At 36.5% G+C, this 19,184-nt stretch carries 15 protein-coding genes; 14 read left to right on the top strand and 1 reads right to left on the bottom strand.

Annotation, left to right across the window (positions count from 1 at the left end; translation table 11 throughout):
• Positions 1–121: 121 nt before the first annotated feature.
• The 6 genes from LDN30_RS11245 to LDN30_RS11220 all read left to right on the top strand — a co-directional run bounded on the left by LDN30_RS11245 (position 122) and on the right by LDN30_RS11220 (position 5,707).
• On the top strand, positions 122–817 hold the full coding sequence (locus LDN30_RS11245) for a UpxY family transcription antiterminator (RefSeq protein WP_223929546.1): 696 nt from the start codon (positions 122–124) through the stop codon (positions 815–817).
• Positions 818–893: 76 nt separating this feature from the next.
• Entirely contained in the window at positions 894–1,766 is an 873-nt protein-coding gene (locus LDN30_RS11240) for a hypothetical protein (RefSeq protein WP_223929545.1), read from the top strand.
• A gap of 421 nt (positions 1,767–2,187) precedes the next feature.
• Positions 2,188–3,108: a DUF488 domain-containing protein gene (locus LDN30_RS11235; protein WP_223929544.1), complete on the top strand. Its 921-nt coding sequence runs from the start codon at positions 2,188–2,190 to the stop codon at positions 3,106–3,108.
• Positions 3,105–3,971: a DUF8758 domain-containing protein gene (locus LDN30_RS11230; protein WP_223929543.1), complete on the top strand. Its 867-nt coding sequence runs from the start codon at positions 3,105–3,107 to the stop codon at positions 3,969–3,971. Before LDN30_RS11235 ends, LDN30_RS11230 begins: the two co-directional genes overlap by 4 nt.
• A 6-nt stretch (positions 3,972–3,977) precedes the next feature.
• The gene (locus tag LDN30_RS11225; protein WP_223929542.1) at positions 3,978–5,048 is read left to right on the top strand and encodes a DUF262 domain-containing protein; all 1,071 of its coding nucleotides are present in this window, start codon (positions 3,978–3,980) and stop codon (positions 5,046–5,048) included.
• Positions 5,048–5,707, top strand: coding sequence for an MAE_28990/MAE_18760 family HEPN-like nuclease (locus LDN30_RS11220; protein ID WP_223929541.1), 660 nt, complete (start codon positions 5,048–5,050; stop codon positions 5,705–5,707). The genes LDN30_RS11225 and LDN30_RS11220 overlap by 1 nt, the downstream gene beginning before the upstream one ends.
• 67 nt (positions 5,708–5,774) lie before the next feature.
• Here the strand turns inward: LDN30_RS11220 and LDN30_RS11215 are convergent, their stop codons facing one another.
• On the bottom strand, positions 5,775–6,974 hold the full coding sequence (locus LDN30_RS11215) for an IS4 family transposase (RefSeq protein ID WP_223925691.1): 1,200 nt from the start codon (positions 6,972–6,974) through the stop codon (positions 5,775–5,777).
• A gap of 844 nt (positions 6,975–7,818) precedes the next feature.
• Between LDN30_RS11215 and LDN30_RS11210 the strand changes: the two genes are divergently transcribed.
• The 8 genes from LDN30_RS11210 to LDN30_RS11170 all read left to right on the top strand — a co-directional run bounded on the left by LDN30_RS11210 (position 7,819) and on the right by LDN30_RS11170 (position 19,181).
• The gene (locus LDN30_RS11210) at positions 7,819–9,471 is read left to right on the top strand and encodes a DUF262 domain-containing protein (protein ID WP_223929540.1); all 1,653 of its coding nucleotides are present in this window, start codon (positions 7,819–7,821) and stop codon (positions 9,469–9,471) included.
• Complete coding sequence (locus LDN30_RS11205; protein ID WP_223929539.1) at positions 9,468–10,892, top strand: AAA family ATPase; 1,425 nt, start codon at positions 9,468–9,470, stop codon at positions 10,890–10,892. The genes LDN30_RS11210 and LDN30_RS11205 overlap by 4 nt, the downstream gene beginning before the upstream one ends.
• 20 nt (positions 10,893–10,912) lie before the next feature.
• Entirely contained in the window at positions 10,913–11,404 is a 492-nt protein-coding gene (locus LDN30_RS11200; RefSeq protein WP_223929538.1) for a hypothetical protein, read from the top strand.
• Entirely contained in the window at positions 11,385–12,482 is a 1,098-nt protein-coding gene (locus tag LDN30_RS11195) for a hypothetical protein (protein ID WP_223929537.1), read from the top strand. The genes LDN30_RS11200 and LDN30_RS11195 overlap by 20 nt, the downstream gene beginning before the upstream one ends.
• Positions 12,483–12,511: 29 nt before the next feature.
• Entirely contained in the window at positions 12,512–14,038 is a 1,527-nt protein-coding gene (locus tag LDN30_RS11190; RefSeq protein ID WP_223929536.1) for an MATE family efflux transporter, read from the top strand.
• Positions 14,039–14,046: 8 nt separating this feature from the next.
• The gene (locus tag LDN30_RS11185) at positions 14,047–15,243 is read left to right on the top strand and encodes a Coenzyme F420 hydrogenase/dehydrogenase, beta subunit C-terminal domain (RefSeq protein WP_223929535.1); all 1,197 of its coding nucleotides are present in this window, start codon (positions 14,047–14,049) and stop codon (positions 15,241–15,243) included.
• 1,728 nt (positions 15,244–16,971) lie between these two features.
• Positions 16,972–18,087, top strand: a complete 1,116-nt coding sequence (locus tag LDN30_RS11175; RefSeq protein ID WP_223929534.1) for a polysaccharide pyruvyl transferase family protein — start codon at positions 16,972–16,974, stop codon at positions 18,085–18,087.
• Complete coding sequence (locus tag LDN30_RS11170) at positions 18,084–19,181, top strand: glycosyltransferase (protein WP_223929533.1); 1,098 nt, start codon at positions 18,084–18,086, stop codon at positions 19,179–19,181. The genes LDN30_RS11175 and LDN30_RS11170 overlap by 4 nt, the downstream gene beginning before the upstream one ends.
• Positions 19,182–19,184 lie beyond the last annotated feature (3 nt).

Raw genomic sequence — 19,184 nt, 5'->3', positions numbered from 1 at the left:
GTTTATCGACGCTGTGTCCGTTCTACCATTATAGGCTATGCTAGAGTCTCGTCACGTATGGAGGACAACGGAACGATTCCGCGCTTTTTCGTGTCAAATGTAATACATAAGAAATGCCGGTATGGATGTGTTGAAGAATACTGAAGTTCGGGATGGGAAGACTGATTCCAAAAAGACCAACGAAAGAATTGGTTCAATTCCTAAGAGTGATGATGTGGCCTTTAAGGTCAAGGATTTACTTTTGGGGGTGTCGGTAGAGTATGCCCCTAAAGAAGGGTATCAATGGTATGTGTTACGTGCAACATACGGTCGTGAAATTAAGGCTTTAGAGGCTATACGCTCTTTAGGGGGTGTTGCATATGTCCCTCTTCATCGAACCAGAGAAGAGCGGGATGGTAAACTTAAAAAGGTGCTCAAGCCGTTCGTCCAACAGTTCGTATTCCTCTATTCAAACAAAGAAGGAGCTTACAAGTTTGTCAATGAAGTACCAGAATTAAACTACTTGACATTCTACTACAATCATTTTGATGTAGCCAATACGGGTTACAACCCACCTCTTACGATACCGTTTAATAAAATGTCTAATTTCATACGCCTAACAAGCCTTGAAGACGAACATGTTGAGGTAATAACCAATAAACATGTGGTTTTCAAGAATGATGAGATGGTGCGTATCACTGATGGAAAATTCAAGGGCATAGTTGGTAAAGTCGCTCGTATCGACCGTAATAATCGTGTTGTAGTCACAATAGAAAATGTGTGTATGATAGCCACCGCTTTCGTTCCCAAATATGCTCTTGAGAAAATACCGGACTAACAGAAAAGTTCATATTACGTTATTGGTGGAGTACATAACGCTGAAAGAGAAATCCTTTCAGAATAATTAAGATATTGTGGAATATACATATAAAGGTAAGGACTACCCGAAGGATCTAAACATAAAACATCAGGAGGTGTTTACTACACTTTCAAAAGACCCTTTGGACATAACCCGACGTGAGTTTGACCACCTGTTCGACATTCCTACAGAAGAATTCTGTGCTGATGAAGAACAACTTATCCTTTGGGAGCTTGGCAAGCAATGGGGCAAAAGTGCAGAGCAGTTGGAGTCAGATACGACTGTCAACCATTTCATCATAAGGAATACCCTCATAACCCTTTTGACCTCATACTCATTCTCTTCTTTTGATGTAGTACTTGAAGTGCTGCGTCAGTCGGAAGACATAATCAGATTCAACCTTCCTGACTATAATGGCTTTACGTACATATTGCCGATATTGTCGATAGTTTTTGAATATGAACCAAAACAACTTGAGCAATTCTTATTGGAAGAAGGTTTAACTGACTATTCAAAACGAATTGTAGCCGATCTATTGGCAAGGATGGGTTGTGATACAGAGACCAAGACTGAAGCCTATAACAAGAAGGTGCATGACGAGTTGTCTGGCATCTTCAGCAGAGTCCTTGATGTCTATATCTCTGATTACCCTACAGGAAATATCTGCGACAAATACGTTGTCAGCCATGTCGTTAAGGCTATTGTCAATGCAGGCCTCGAGGAATTGTCAGAGCAACTGAAGACAGTGTATTCCAAAGACATGGTCGACAAGAAGATATGTGGTGAGTTGGACACAAATCTCTCTGTGATGAAAGATTTAGGATGTGCAGATTTGAATTATATCGAAACAGGCATTTACCCATTAATGTTCCTACCCACTTACCTCATATGGGATAATGCCGACAACCCCGATTTTGGCGAGCAGTAATTAGTGGGCTTGCGAGAAAAGATGGAATGATCATAAAAAGGTAAGAACAATCCAAAGAGGTAACACTCAACGCCATGAGTTGATGGCTCTTCTCTCAGCAATACGAAGGTTGACATAAGTTGTGCGAGATGACATTGAAGTATCTTAAGAGTTTCTTCAAGAAGTTCCCGGAGGATTGTCGAGACTACGCACAGATGTAACATTGATAACTCGCTATTGATTAGCAAGTCTTAAATCTTACTCAGCCTAGCATAAAACGGGGTACTCGAAAGTACTCTGTTTAAAGCTGATAAGCAACAATTGGACGTTTACGAATATTTACAATAAAATTTGAATTCAACGTTTCTAAAACGAGTCTAAAAAGATAATCTTATTAACTTTGCAAAGGAAGAGACTCCATTAAGAAAGGTGAATGTAATTTATGCTTACTTATAAAAAGAAAATAATCTTAGCACTAATTGAGAAATTAGGGAGAAAAGACATTACTGCAAAATGTCTTCAAAAATATCTATTCATATATACTCGAATCAGTGATAATAAAATATACGATTTCGTTCCCTATAGATATGGATGTTTTTCCTTTGAGGCTAATAAAGATATAGTATCTTTGTCAAAAGGAGGCTATATATATATTAATCATCCAGAACACGCAGAATGTTCCTATGAGTTAATACATAGAAATAGCGAAATAATAGAGAATCTTAGTCTATTCGATAATATGGCAATAGACAAAGTCGTTAAAAAATATGGTACTTTAAGTTCAGATGAACTTATAACATACACTTATCGTACTTGGCCTTTTACGGCTATAAATAGTGAGATAAAGTATAGACTTTTAAACTCTGAAGAACTTGCACGAGTACAGGCGTTTAAAGATAGATATAAAAAGACTGAAACAATTCTGTATACAATTGGGTATGAAGGATTAACATTAGAAAAATATCTAACACAGCTTATAACGAATGACGTTAAAGTTTTGGTCGATGTTAGAAAGAATGCTTTCAGTATGAAGTATGGCTTTTCCAAAGCAACACTTAAAAAAGCTGTTGAAGGAATTGGCGTACAATATATTCATGTGCCGCAATTGGGAATAGAATCAGAAGATCGTAAAACACTTAATTCTCAAGAAGACTATGATAGACTCTTTGAGATATATGAAAATACAACCCTTATAGAAAATTGGGACTCTTTACTTTATGTCAGAAAATTATTAGATAAAGAGAAGCGAATCTGTCTAGCATGTTTTGAAAGAGATCCAAGGCAATGCCATAGAACAAGAGTCGCTAATGCGTTAATGGGTTTACCTGATGTAAATTATAAATATGAACCTATAATTTTATGAAAACAAAAGTCCTAATAACAGTAATGACCTATCCGTCTTTGTCTCATAAATATTTTGAGACTGTTTGTACAGCTGGTTTTCGCGAAGATGGCTCATGGATTAGAATCTTCCCTGTACCCCATAGATTACTTACAGACCAAGATGTAAATAAATATAAGAAATGGCAGTGGATTGAAGTTGACCTTGAAAAAAATAAGAAGGATAGTAGACCAGAAAGTTTCCATATAAAAAACATTGATACTTTACGTATTGTTGGAAATCTTAGCAATAAGGTTAATTGGGATCTAAGATATGAACTGGTGAAGAAAAATAAAAAAATCTATACTAATATGTCAGAGTTAATAGATTTAGCCAAAGAAAACAAATTGTCATTGGCAGTTTTAAAACCTAAAGAAATCTTGGATGTTACATATCAAAGAATAGATATTCATAATTTTATAGAGAAACGAAATGCTTTGGAAAAAGTATATAAAAGTCAAAGGCAACAATTAGAATTATTCAATAGTAATCCCGTTAATGACTATTCTTATCAGTTTAAATTTGCCGAAAAAATACCATATACATTTAGATACAAGTTTACAACTGATGATGCTAAAGTACGGGAAATACTTATAGAGGATTGGGAGATAGGTATGTTATACCGAAATTGCAGGGACAAATACAGAAGTGAAGAAATAGCTTGCGAAAAAGTTAGAGAAAAATATCTTGGATTTGCAAAGAAAGATTTGTTGTTTTTTGTTGGAACCAATTACAAATGGCAAAATATGAAATCACCCAATCCATTCTTGGTTATTGGTGTCTTTTATGCTCCTAAAGGCACTTTTGATAGAGGAAATCAACTAATGTTAGATTTTAAAGGTTAAGAATATATGTCAAACAGTGTAAAACAGCTTGAATCTGAAATAGAAAAGCAAAGCAATTTACTTCATACAGAAAGGCTTGATGTCTCTTTCGGAGAATTGCTAAGTATGTATGAAAACGGTGAAATCATAATAAAACCGGCTTTCCAAAGATTCTTCAGATGGTCTGAAGAGCAGAAAACTAAGTTTATAGAATCGCTACTATTAGGTATACCTATACCTCCTATATTTGTAGCAACAAATAATGAAGGTGTATGGGAGTTGGTAGATGGGTTGCAGAGACTTTCAACTTTTCTGTCGTTTGCGGGTGTCTTAAAATCAGAAGATCAAGGTATAAAGAAGACAAATAATTGGGCTCTTCAAGAAGGTAGTCGGGTACAGGCTATTAAGGGTTTTACGTATGCAACTTTGCCTTTGAAATTTAGGCTTGTCCTTAAGAGAGCTGTATGCAGAGTTGAGATACTAAAATGGAATAGCAACTATGACATGCGGTATGAACTCTTTAATAGATTAAACACGGGTGGTACGCCTTTAACAGAACAAGAAATCCGAAATTGTGTATTTAGGGATATATCTCCAAAGTTTAACGACTTCCTAAAAGAACTTGCTGCTTATCCAAGTTTTGTAAAGTCTGTAAATCTGCCAACTGCTATGGTAGAAAACCTCTTCAATGAAGAATTGGTTTTGAGATTTCTTTCTCTTTATGGAGACCCTTCTATAAAGACGAGCATTTCTCAGCATATGACAAAATTTATGGAACGTGCATTGAAAAATGGAAATTATGATTATGATACTAATAGGAAATTATTCAAGGATCTCTTCGATATAATTTCCAAATTACGTACCAATATTTTTAAACGCTCTAACGGAGACTTCGCCACATCGTTATATGATGCAATTACTTATGGCATTGCTACAAATATAGAAAAGTATCGTCAAATGAACTCTAAGGACATTATGAAAATAATAGATACAAAGTTATTAACTGATCAAAACTTTATGCGTTTCTCTCGGCGTGGTGGAAATAATCAACGAGTAAGGATTTTAAATAGGTTAAAGGTTGCAAAAGAAATTTTCTAATGGATGTTTCTTTATTTAATTCTGAAGTTCAAGCAGATATTAATGAACGAATAGAGCATCTCTCAAGAATCCACACAATGCCTACTCGTTATCCTTTTAGAGATAAAGACAAAAGTACTTGGAGAAGATGTGCTTATCCTATGATCTATGCTGAGTGGGAAGGATTCTTTGTTAATACTGTTTCTATATATTTTAGAGAAGTAAATAAATTAGGCTTGAAATTAGATGATTTGCACCAAAACTATTATGTAAGAGATATTGAGAAAAATTTTAGACAATTAAAAGAATACCCTTCAAAACAGAGCCAAAAACATTCTTTTTTAAAAAAGCTACAGACCTATTTTAGAAATTTAGGAACTGTAAATCTTAAATCAGATGTAAATACTGAAAGTAATTTAGGATTTGAGGTTGTAAATGCTATCTTGGAAAATTTAAATTTGCAGAAAATTCCTGACCATATAGACAATAATGAATATTCTCTAAAAAATGACCTTAACAATTTCCTCTTGAGAAATAGAAACGGTTTGGCTCATGGAGATCCTTCAATTACAGTAAATGATACTGATATTACGAGTGCGATAAATCTTGTTACAAGGTTGATGAATGTTGTTCAAAGTATTTTTTCGTTTGGATTGTCCAATGAAAGTTTTAGAAATTGAACAATATATAAATACACTAGTGTCCACTTAAATCCTTTAACATTCGGCTTTGCTTACTGATTGTAACTTACCATTCGTCGAAGGGTATTTCTAACTGAATATATTTGTTGGTGTTAATTATCTCACGTTTATTTTCAAGAAGTAATTCTTCTTGACAACTGCTTAACAGCTGTCTCAGTGGCATCTTTATCAGTAGTGAAGTCGACAAGACTCTTAGTACCTCGTATGTTGTCATTTCCTCAGCCATTTCTGTCTCTATGATAGACACAAGGCAATAGGTTGTGATAGCTGCGTATACTTGAATTTTTACTGCATTCTCTGTCGTGCCATAGAATTCCTTTATGCGTAGATGCTGCTTCATCCATTTGAAGAAGAGCTCAACGCTCCATCTGTATTTGTACAGCAGGGCTACGTCTTCCGCTGACACCTCAATGTTGTTCGTGTAAAAAACGAAGGTACGGTTCTTTTCTTTGTCATAGAATACGATTCTCCGCAATGGCTTAGAATATTGCTTCTTGGTCTTTTGACCGGTAAGCTTAATCAAAGTGTCTGACATGACCCCCGTCTTAGGATTGTTGTATCGCTTATCTTCTACTACTTCGTAAACCATCCTTTGTTTTTCTCTCACAACGAAGAATGCCCCAACCTTGTCAATGGCATATAATTGCTTTGTGTCCATGTATGCACGGTCAAAGATATAAAAACTGTCCACCTCATATGGAATCTGATCCATGACTTGCGAGTCGTGTATTTCCGCGCCAGTGATTATGGCAAACGAAGGAATGCTGTTCTTGACATCAAATAGTGTATGTACCTTTACGCCACTTTTTCCGTGATGAAGCTTCGTCCACCAAAACACAGACAAACATAAAGATATAGTGGTAGAATCAAACGCATACACATTGTTGCTAATGAAGAAGTCCTTTAAGCCTGTGCGTTTCTCTCTTGCTATTGATATAAGTTTGAGTGCATACTCCTCAAATATTCTTGGGTCGCGTTGCTCGTTAGCTTTGGACAAGTTGCTCCTCGTTACGTTGGCTCCAAACCCGAGGTGATGAAACATATTACGAAAGGGAGCGAGTGATGTCACCAAGTCTCTTAGACTTTCTCTATTGGAGAGTTGACCGTATATCAAAACAAGGAGATGATTCCAACAAGTGAATGACTTTACCCACTTATTGCCATCATATTTATTTACAAGACAATCAAAAGCTCGTTTGGGCAAGAACTTGCAGACCTGAGTGAAGATGAACTGACCTTTGTGCATATTTTACGATGTACTTACAATTTGTAACTTTTGACTATAGCCATGCAAAGGTACAAAATTGAAAAGTACACGTAAAGTATATGCTTGTAAATGTCTGACCTAAGGGCAGTTTAAGCGAATGTTAAAGGATTTAAGTGGACACTAGTGATATAAATACAAACACTCATAAGACAAGTTTTGTAGTAACCATTCAATTACAGTGATTTAGAAGAATGTGATTGCTTTGTGCCAAATACTCTAAATAAAGATTTTTGGCAACAAGTACAAATTACAAGAAACTTTATGGAAAGTATCAACAGAGGCAGTACCAAATGGAACGTAAGCGTCCAAAAATGACGTATTGCTTAAAGCCTTAAAATCTGTTTACGCTGTCCTCGACTTAAATTCATACAATTTATGGAGAGAACATCAGATTATGAACAGCTGCTCTTCCTCTATAAGGCGGAGGGCAAAGGCTTTAGCTTGGAACAGTATTGTATCAACAATGAAATCAACTATCGAACCTTTGACAGATGGTACCGCAACCAGCATGAGAGAGTCAGAGCTGTACAAGTTTCTAAATAGGAATGATGGCGTAGGGCTTTTCTTCCTCCCTTTTATGAAGGACGGAGGAGAGCCTTTATTTCAAAGTTCTATGAAGACTGCTACCTGCTAATTGCTAACTGTGCACTACAGCCAACGGCTATGAAGACTCGCTATTGATTAACAAGTCTTAAATCTTACTCAGCCCAGCATAAAACGGGGTACTCGAAAGTACTCTGTTTAAAGCTGATAAGCAACAATTGGACGTTTACATATTGTATAACAGGCCTTTTACCATAGCAATCAAAAGTTAAATTAAATTATGGCTTTATCATTACGCGCTGAACAAAAAAATATAACTGACCTCTTTAATAGTGGAGAGGATATATATGTTATTCCAGAGTACCAGAGACCATACTCTTGGAATAAGGATACTACATATCAGCTATATTCCGATATAACTTCACATTTCCTAGACAATGAAGACTATTTTGTTGGCAATATAATAATGGCTCGTGGACAGGAGGAAAGGAAAAGACCAAATATAGTTGATGGGCAGCAACGGCTAATTACTCTCTGGATATGGATCAAAGTTCTAACCGTACTTCATCCCAATAAGTCTAGAATTAACCGTTTGTTAACGGTTGAATCCTTACTTTCTGACAACATATTGCCACGCATAGACTCCAAGGTATTTGAACATGATGACCAACAAAACATAGAAGATGTTAAATCTTTTACAAAAGATGATTTTGAAAAAGAGTGGAATGATAAAGTAAATTCAAAAGGTGATATTAGCGAACAGAAAACCAGCAGAATAGAAGCAAATGCTCTGTATCTTTATAAATGGATGAAAGAATTCTACGAGAACCTTGGTAATGATAAGAAAAAATGCGAGGATTTCCTCCAATATTTCCTTGAAAAAGTATATTTGCTCCCTATCGAACTGGGTGGTAATGATATAAATGAGGCAAGTGACAGAGCCCTGGCCATATTCGAAACACTAAATAATCGTGGCCAATTGCTTGAGGATTCTGATATTTTCAAGGCACGTCTATACAAATCCGCCAAACAAGACGGCAAAGAGAACGAGTTTATAGAACAATGGCTTGACTTCAACTCGGTATGTTCAGAACTGCACATGACAGTTGATGAACTTTTTCGTTACTACTACCATATCCTCCGTGCTGAGGAAGGGCAAACAACTAATGAAGGAAGTTTAAGAGAATACCTTACAAAGGATAGTAATTCAGCATTAAGTGTTAAACCATACAAAAACATTGTAGATGACCTATCCAATATAACCAATATTCTTCAGTGGATGAGTGCGCCAAGCAAAATGGATAAGAAAATAGCAAGGTATGTCCAACTCTTAGGTCAGTATACAAATCAATATCCTAGATATGCCCTAGTAAACTATTTATTTGTTGAAGGTTTTGAAGACAAATTCAAGTTGGAAAGATTCCTTCGTGCCATTGTACGTTATTACTATTATCGTGGTGCTACATTACAAGTCAAATATGAGACATACAGGATTAATAAATTAGTAGCCAATCACCAAAATATACCTAAATATGACTGTAGTGATATAGAGCCTGAGTACTTTAATCATCTTGGTTTTTTAAGGAATGGTTATGCCCTTCTTGCTCATTATCTATTGTACAAGGATTCATACGAAGAAAATATCTTCTTCGACAAAATAGTGTTCAGCCGCGATTCCAAATATCTTGATGATGATTGGAAAAATGTAGATGTGGAGGATATAAAAAATAATATCGCGAATATAGTCGTCCTGGATATGCCCAAGAAAACGTTGAATATACCCGCAAAGGCAACATACTATTCAAAATCAGAATTAAAGGATGTGAGAAGCATTTTCGCTGAAGGGGTTATATATCAGTATGCACGATTCTGTAAACGTGAAAAGAGATTGAAGAACGCATTGATGGCTTTCTTTAAAGATATCGAATCATGAATACATTAAAGATTGAAAACTTCAAGGCATTTGAAGCTGGAAAGGCCTTTGAAATGAGTCTTGACAATAATAATATGCTTGTGTATGGAGAGAACGGTATCGGTAAGACTTCTATATTTGAAGCTATAAAATTGTTCTACTTTCGCGGCAGGATACTATCAGAGAGGATAAGGGCTAATGTGGTGGAAGAGCAAAGAGACGAGGAAACAAAGAGAGTAATAGACGATTACAAGCATAATATGACTGAAGCTATTAGTTTGTCAATAGATGAGGTTAATTACTGCCTTCATAACGTAGGCTCTGAAAAAGTTTTTATGATTTCATACGACAATCTTGACAACTCCGATGACTTGAAAATTCTTGATTTAGTAAATAATGCATACTATACGACAGCTGATAAGAATCATCCCTGGTTATTCAAAGATTTGGTAGATTGGATAGTAGAACAAACTAACAAAGACCTGAATGAGGACTTTATGTGTGGTGATGTCCACCTAAACAAAATGGATAATGAAGGTAGATGCTCTTTGTCCAGTGATAGCCAAAACGTCCCAAAGTACAGCAATTTGAACAATTATTTCAATGAATCGATTTTGCACATAGTAAAATTCATTATATTAATTGAATGCATCACACTTTTCAGAAATGACAATCAGAAAGCCCTACTTGTCCTTGATGATTGTTTCAATAGCCTTGACCAGACTAATAGGACTTTCATGATGAAATTCTTACTAAAAAGGACAAAAGGAATGCAGAAGATAGTCTTTACACACAATATAGGCTTCTTTAATCTATTCAGATATATTGCAAATAATATTGTGAATACGGATAAGCCATGGTTATACTATCAATTATGCAAAATATCTGGTTCTCTCGAACTGATTAAGTCAGATGAAAAAACTACCGCAGATATAAAAAAAGAAGCGGAAGATAAACATTTGACGGACACTGAAGTGGGTAACGAACTGAGAAGAAGATTTGAAGTGATAGTATACCAACTTGCAAATATTAATAATGTTGGTGAACTCCAAGAATCAAGAAGTTTGCTGGATAGATTGTGTAGTCCGAATAAGCAAGTCTATCTTTCGATGGATGTGTTAGCTAATCACAAGTGTAAAGACATTTACAATTTAATAGATGAGATATATGCAAATGTGACCAATGGAGTATATGATCATTTGGCATTGAGACTAAAGAACAAGATAGAGGATTTTCGGAAAAACGATTTCCTTAAGCGAATTCGACCAATTCTTGTTGAACTAAGGCTAATGCAAAAAGTAGCTTTACACCAAACCTCTCATGGTCATGCCGGCTTACCTCCTGTTTCATCTAAAGAAATAGAATTTGCTTATTCACTGTTGGATAAATTGGAAAAAGCTCTAAATTCTGTATCACATAGAGAAGATATAAGTTCTCTGTAATATAGAAAAAAACAAAAAGCATGGTAGACGAAATCAAAGTAATATTAGACATAACAAAGACGAGACCCCAATCTAAGCGTGAGTGCTTCTTAAAGTTTGCAGCATTGAACAGGCTGAATGCACTAGTAAAGAAAGATGTATACAAGGGAGTTATCAAATATTGGCAGATAAAACCGAAAGTATATGAATTGGTAAAAGCTGTATTCGAGGCTGGACATAGAGAGTTCTTTGATGCTATATACTGGGACAAGGCGGAAAAATGTATTTACATCAATATATATGGTTTGCAGTTCTGCTTTCACAATGTTACTTTTGATGGGCTGTCCGATGATGACAAGTCTTATATAACGGCTCACCCCCAGAATTGGGAAGCGTTGAAACTACAACCAATATCTGAGACTATATACATGAAAGGTATGGAGATTCAAAAAGAGAATTTGACGGAGGACGATGTCCAAAGAATTATCTCAGACTTAAAAGATGAAATTTCCAATGGCAAAGAGACAATATAAATATGTAGTGACAATAACTACCAAGAGAGGAAACAACTTGAATGGTCAAATCTTGGAAATGCCTTATACACAGACTAGAGTTGGGCATACAGCTCCAAAGGTAGACCGTGTTGAAATTCACTCTACATTTATAAGGTTAACTGCAATAAGAAGTAATGACACTTCTCCTGAAAGTATTGTCAAGGATAATTCTGGCACTTTGCACAAGCAAATCCTTAAGCAGGTATTATTATATTATGCATCCAACCTGTCAAACCCTGGTATTAAGGAGATAACGGTGATAAAAGATGGCGTGGAAAACGGTAAATACATAGAATCTTACTCCCCTTTAAACGAGCCATTGAGAAACTTACATTGGCAAAGTGACCAGGCTTTTAATGCTAATGATCTGATAAATCATATAAAGTTGGAATTTGATCTTTATGGAGTCATTCTTTCGTATTGGCTTACTGGAATTTCAGAAAAAAATACATATTCAAAGTTTGAAAGTCTTTGGCGATGCTTTGAACAGCTCTGTTTCAAAAGTTACAAAGGTAGTAATTCGCGACCCAATGAAAAGGATGTACTTAAATCCATGCGAGAATTCATACGGACAAATGAAGCACTATTTCAACAAAGTTGCAATGTTGTTAAACGAATGACGAATTCGGAGTTTAGGAATAATTTTTCATGGCGGTTGATGATACTCAACAATTATAGTCAATATGGAAGGAAAAAAACTCCTTATGAGAATTATAGGGATGAACTTGTCCTTCCTTATAAGGATGCAAGAGTCTTGAATATGCTAAGAGAGACATTGGTATATAGACAGAAGATACTTAAGTATTACAATGTATATAATGACATCTTGAATCATCTCAATTTATATCAACCATGGAATATAGTCAAAGACTCTGACTTGCTGGCAATTCTCTGTGGTACCATGGCAAGCTATAAAAGGAATAAAATGTTTCATGGAGAAATTTTGAGTCCTTCTTTAAACTTATGCCACACCAAGGAAGATGAAGAGTTGAAACAAATGAATAAGATTCTAGAAATTGTTGACTTTGAGCTGATAAAGTACTATAACAGTCTGTAGTTTTCAGTTTCGTCATTCCAACCAACAATATGAATTCTAATAACAAGCGCATAGCCAAGAACACCGTGATGTTATACATCCGCATGTTCTTTACCATGGCAGTATCTCTGTTCACATCTCGTGTCATATTACAGACACTGGGCGTTACTGACTATGGTATCAATAATGTTGTTGGTGGCGTTGTTTCCATGTTTAGCTTCTTGAACGGAGCAATGGCCAGCGCTACACAACGGTATTTGAATGTTGACATAGCAAAAGGTAATGAAGAACATCTGAAGACGACCTTCCGCACAGCCATGCAGATACATATAATGATAGCCTTGGCTATCTTCATACTTGCAGAAACTGTGGGCTTGTGGTTTGTTCTCGAAAAGCTGGTTATTCCAGAAGATCGAATGACAGCCGCAATGTGGGTTTATCAATTCTCTATCATAGCATGTATGGTGGGAATTATTAGCCTACCCTATAATGCTGACATAATAGCTCATGAGCGCATGGGGGCATTTGCATATATTTCAATAATGGATGCTGTACTAAAGTTGGTTATTGTATATATGCTTGTCATTTCCCCTTTTGATAAGTTGATTACTTACTCTGCTTTGTTTCTTTGTGTGAATCTGTTAGATAGGTTTATATATAACCTTTACTGCAAGAAACACTTCTCAGAGGTTAACTTCTCTTTAAAAGTAGACAAACCATTATTTAAGGAAATGTCCAGTTTTGCTGGCTGGAGCCTTTGGGGCAACATTGCATATGTGTTATTCACACAAGGATTAAACATGTTATTAAATATGTTCTTTGGACCAGCTGTCAATGCTGCTCGTGGTATAGCCGTTCAAGTGCAAGGAGTAATACAGGGCTTTGTGGCGAATGTGCAGACCGCAGTTAATCCACAGATTACCAAGTCATACGCCCAACAGAATCTCCACCGTATGCACAAATTGATGTTTACCAGTTCAAAGTTCTGTTTTTACCTTCTTTTCCTGATAGTTCTCCCTGTATCATTGGAAGCCAATCAGATACTTCATGTATGGCTGGGCATCGTCCCTGACCACACGGTATGGTTCTTCCGCCTTATTGCATTTATCATGCTGACAGAAACACTTGCAAATCCTTATATAGTGGCCAATCAGGCAACAGGTAAGGTAAAAACTTACCAGGCTGTTTGCGGAGGACTTCTATTGTGCATCGTTCCTATAGCATACATCGTATTGAAACTCGGAGGCAATCCGGAGAGTGTCTACATAGTGCACGGATGTATTGCCGTTATAACCCAGGCGACACGAGTATATATGATGCGGAACCTTATCAGTCTGCCCATGACGACATACGTACGGAAAGTAATTATTCCTATTATAGGCGTTGCCGTTGTAGCAGCCATTATTCCTACTATCGTATACAATGAGATGCCTATAAGCGTACTCAGCTTCTTCGTTGTTTGCGCTTTGTGCGTTATATGCACCATAGCTGCAGCATACTATATCGGTACAAGTAAAGACGAGAAGTCATTGATTCAAGAAAGAATCGTTGCCATTTATAATAAATTCCACAAATAATAACAGTTATGACCGTTCATAATCTTATAGAAAATAATGGCAACCAAGCGTGCTGCGGATGTACAGCCTGTAAGACCGTATGCCCCAAGCAATGCATCACTATGGCAGAAGATGCCGAAGGCTTTCTCTATCCTAAGGTAGATGCCAGTATTTGCATAGATTGTCAGGCCTGTGTAAGAGTCTGTCCCTTCCATAATCCATCAAAGGAAGAAAAGCCTCAGAGCGTCTATGCAGCCCTCAATAAAAACGAGGAGATAAGGAGAGATAGCTCCTCCGGCGGTATGTTCACCATTCTGGCAGAGAAAGTGATAAAAGACGGCGGCATTGTCTTCGGTGCCAGGTTCACTGATGATTGGCAGGTTGAAATAGTTCCGACCGAAACCATTGAAGACCTCGCTGCTTTCCGCGGCAGCAAATATCTGCAGGCGCAAATGGGCAGTTCTCTCGCACTTGCCAAGAAATATCTGCAAGAAGGACGTAAAGTGTTGTTCAGTGGTACTCCCTGTCAGATAGCAGGACTGAGACACTATTTACGTAAGGATTACGACAATCTGCTTGCCGTTGACTTTGTATGCCACGGCGTGCCCAGTCCTAAGGTATGGAAAATGTATCTTGATGAAGTCTCAGAAGCTGGCCAGCGTGCCATCTCTGACATAAAGTTCCGGGACAAGCCCCAGGGCTGGAAGCGCTTCAACTTCAATTTGAGCTACAACGAGTCAGACAAATCCTATACAATTAGCTCGTATAACGGTGACAACCACTATATGCGAGCTTTCCTTTCCAATATGATTCTTCGTCCGTCATGCTATAATTGTCAGGCAAAGTGTGAACGGAGCAAGAGCGATATCACCTTAGCAGATTATTGGGGAATAGATCAGGTTCATCCCAATATGGACGATGACAAGGGGACGAGTCTCTTGATTGTCCATACTGAGAAAGGCCGGCAAGCGTTGGATTTCTCTCAGACAACTTATACAGAGTCTACTTACGAAGACGCTTTTAGGTTTAATCCAGCCATTGAAAAGAGCGCAATACCCCATCCTAAGAGAGCCGACTTCTTCAATAAGTTAGATTCCACGAAAGATTTGCTCAAGCTTATTGATAAGGAATTGAGGCCAAGCACAAAACAGAGGATAAAAAATTTTTATTATTGGTGCAGACATAAGGCAAAGATTATCCTACTCCATCTTTTAGGGGGGGGGTAATTCTAAAAAAGAGGAAACATCATATCACCCGGAAAAGCCGGGGGTAGTTCCAATAATAGATAGAAAGATGAATGTGAAAGCCATATCTTTCAGAGATAAAGACAAAGGTTGGAAAAAATATCTAATGAAGATTACCTTGATTGGATAAGTAACTGAAAGCCAATATACGCAAGTATCGTCTAACCTTTCCCAAGGAAATTGAAGAATTAACTTCTTTCCTCTCCAGTGATGCCGCTAACAATTTATAAAGCAAGATAGTAAGTATGTATCAAGCGCATTTCCCGTAAACGTCTTATTTTCCGCCTTGACACCGGCACATAAAAATATTACCTTTGCGGCATCAACTTTAAAACAGAAAAGTTATGCCGAAAGAAAAAGTCAATTATCAGGAAGTCTAGGATCTGTATCAGCTATGCAGTGAGACTAAGGATCTGAAGGAGTTCTGCTCCGAGTATGGTGTCAACTATAAAAGCCACAGCGACTTGACATTGGCAGACTTTTGGAGTATCAATACCATTAATCCATCATTTGATGATGATAAAGGTTGTAGTCTTGTACTGATTAATTCAGGGAGAGGAAATGCTACATTTGAGTCTTTGAAACTTGGAAATCAGATTTAAAGATAGCCAAACAGTTCAACCCTGGTTTTGGTGATATGATTCCTGATAATCCTTTTAGAAAACGATTCTTTAGGATGTTCAATAGAGGTATGACTGTAGAAAAATCAATTCAAAAGTGTTATTCATTATCCTTTATAGAATGGTGTAAATTAAAAATAAAAAGAATACTTAAGCAAATTTTGAAATGAGAGTACTGAGTTATACGAAATTTTGTAGTAAAAACAATACCTATGAGGTAAGAGGACTATGTATGTTGCTGATATTGTTTCATCACATATATGTTCCAGCTAATACAAATGGGTTGTTGTATCCCTTATGTTAGTATTTTACTTTCTCCTGGGGGATATTTAGGAACGGGATTGTTCTTTTTTATGTCAGGATATGGCCTTTATCATTCTATGGCATTCAAGGAAATCCTTCCTGCCTCATATTTATGGAAGCGATTGCTGAAAATGTGGTGCGCCTTTATAGTTGCTTATATGTTGACCTCAATTCCAATGATGCGAAATAATGAATTCGGGGGGCAATTTAATCGACTTTCTAACGTTGACAATACCTCATACAACGACTTGGTTTTTCAAAGTCATTGTATTGACTTATATTGTTACATTTTTAATCTTCAAACTTAATGTAAATAGAGGGTGTAAAGTGGGAATGGTAACTTTCGTGTCAGTGATATATTATGTTATAAGTAGCAAGTTTTTGCCTGATTTTTGGTATACAAGTGTATAATGTTTTCCGATGGGAATGATTGTTGCACTTTGTAAATCAAGACTTAATACAAAGTTACAGCTTCTATTGTCAATGTTGTTTGTTCCATGTTTTTGGAAGATGCAAGATTTGCATTGGAGATTTGTTACAGCGTTATTGCTTTGCTTTTTTGTTTTGTTCTTAATCAGGTTTGTTCGTTATAAGTCATCTGTGCTGAACTATATTGGAGTAAATAGTCTTTGCTTTTATCTATTCCAACTTGCATTATTACAGAATTTATATATGCTTACTTCTAATCCTCTTGTATATATGTTACTGATGGTTGGTTGTGTTTTCATATTTACATTTATGTATGTAAAATGGTTGCAGCCTATTTCAAAGAAGATAATCAATTAAAATGCGTATAGGAATATTAACATTGCCTTTCAATAATAATTATGGCGGCTACTTGCAAGCCTATGCTTTAATGACTGTTATAAGACAGTTGGGGCATGAGCCAACAATGATTATGAGAAGGCATGATAAGCCTAAGGTTTCTTGTTCTTTTAAGATTAAGTATGCCTTAAAGGGTATAGTAAAAACAGTTCTGTGCTGTAAGAAACATCCAATTCTTTATGATGTAGAAGCAGAATTTCGACATAAAGGGAAAAATATGTTGAAGTTTGTTAATCAATACATTGCGCCTGAAACTCCATATTTATATAGTAAAGAGGAGTTGTGCAAGTATTGTGAAGGGAAATTCGACGCATATATTGTTGGTAGCGATCAAGTATGGCGAGCTATCTATGTGCCAGATATAAAGAACTATTTTCTTGATTTTACAGAAGGATGGAATGTGAAGAGAATTGCTTATGCAGCTTCTTTTGGAACAGATAAGCCCGAGTATTCTGATGAACAGATAAAGCATTGCAAAAAGCTTATTGGTCTTTTTGATGCTGTTTCTTTAAGAGAAGAATCTGGACTATCTGTAGTATCAACTTTTGGTTGGAAAGCTAATGTGGAAGGTGTCGTTTTAGATCCGACAATGCTTTTAGCTGCTGAAGATTATCAAAAAGTCCTTCCTTTAAAAGCTTCTGAGTCAAAAGGAAAAATCTTCTATTATGTCTTGGATAGGAATGACCGGATAAATGCTATATTGAGTGAGGTTTCTCAAAATTTGGATAAAGAGCTATATGGTATTTCTGATATTCAAAAAGGCAATGAACCATTGATTTCCATAGAAGAATGGTTAACTGATATTAGAGATGCAGAATTTGTTATTACAGATTCTTTTCATGGGATGGTATTCTCTATCATCTTTCATAAACCATTTTTGGTAGTGGTTAATAAAAATAGAGGTGCGGACAGATTTACAAACTTACTTTCTATGTTGGGACTTTTGGATAGAATGGTTGTTGAAGGAGCGAATATTGATGTAAAAATGAAAACAAGCATAGATTGGCCAAATGTTGATAGTAAGATTATCCATTTGAAAACAAAGTCTATGAATTTCTTAAAACAGCAATTACAATGAAATATTTAATAGTACAAGATTGGCAGAGTACACATGGCAATCATGCAGGTATGGTTCACATGTGTGAGATGCTTAAGGAGAAGTGGCCGGAGGAGTACGAGATTTTTGTGAAGGATAGTCCGAAGTCTTCTAAGCCGATTTCAGGAAACTGGCTTAAGCGAAAGTTGATAGGGAAATATAGATACTACAAGGGCATGTATTATAAAAAGCACACATGCTTGCAGAATTATTTGTCATTATGCCAGCCCATGTTCGAGAAGTTGAAGGAAGGGGATGAGGTATTCTTGTTAGAGTATCTTTTGCCTGATGAGCCTCAGTATAGTTTGGCGATGTACATTAGGAAAAAATTCCCGTTTGTCCGCATATATGCTTTGTCTCATCTAACGAAGAGTTATTTTGAGCAGTCAATAGTCAAAAAGACCCCGAATATTGTATATGAATGGTCGAAACCCATTGACGTAATGTTGACTCTTGGTACCTCCCTCACCCAATATTTTATTGAGAAGAACGTTCCGGCGTCAAAGCTCAGCACCGGCTTCCATTACGTTGATTCCGATTATTATCATGCCCCCTCAATGCCTAAGGTTATTGGTGATCGCCTAACGATTATTTCTATGGGTATGATGCAGAGAGATTATTCGCTGTTGGTTGATGTGGTAAGAAAATGTACAGATGTAAATTGGGTTATCTGCAGAGGGCTTAAAAAGGTTGATGATTTGTTCAAAGATATTCCTAATGTGGAACTAAAAGGTTTCTTGCCTGAGAATGAGTTGCGCGACCTTATGGGCGAAGCAGATTTGTCTCTTAACATTATGGATGATACTGTTGGAAGCAATGTTATAACAACGTCTTTAGCTATGGGATTAGGACTTATTGTTACAGATGTTGGTAGCATTAGAGATTATTGTGATGAACAGAATGCTGCTTTTTGTAAGAATGAAACGCAGAGTATTGTAGATGCGATCAACTATCTTTGTACACATAAAGATAAAGTTGGCGGTATGAAACAACACTCGCTGGTTCTAAGTCAAAAATTGCATATAGAAAATGTGCATAAGTGGTTTAATGCTTTAAAAGCCCAAAGAGCCAATTAAAAC

Origin of the sequence: Prevotella lacticifex, from assembly GCF_019973375.1 — a bacterium.
Lineage (GTDB): Bacteria > Bacteroidota > Bacteroidia > Bacteroidales > Bacteroidaceae > Prevotella > Prevotella lacticifex.
The sequence above is the reverse complement of the archived record's forward strand: the minus strand, read 5'-3'. Positions and strand labels throughout refer to the sequence as shown.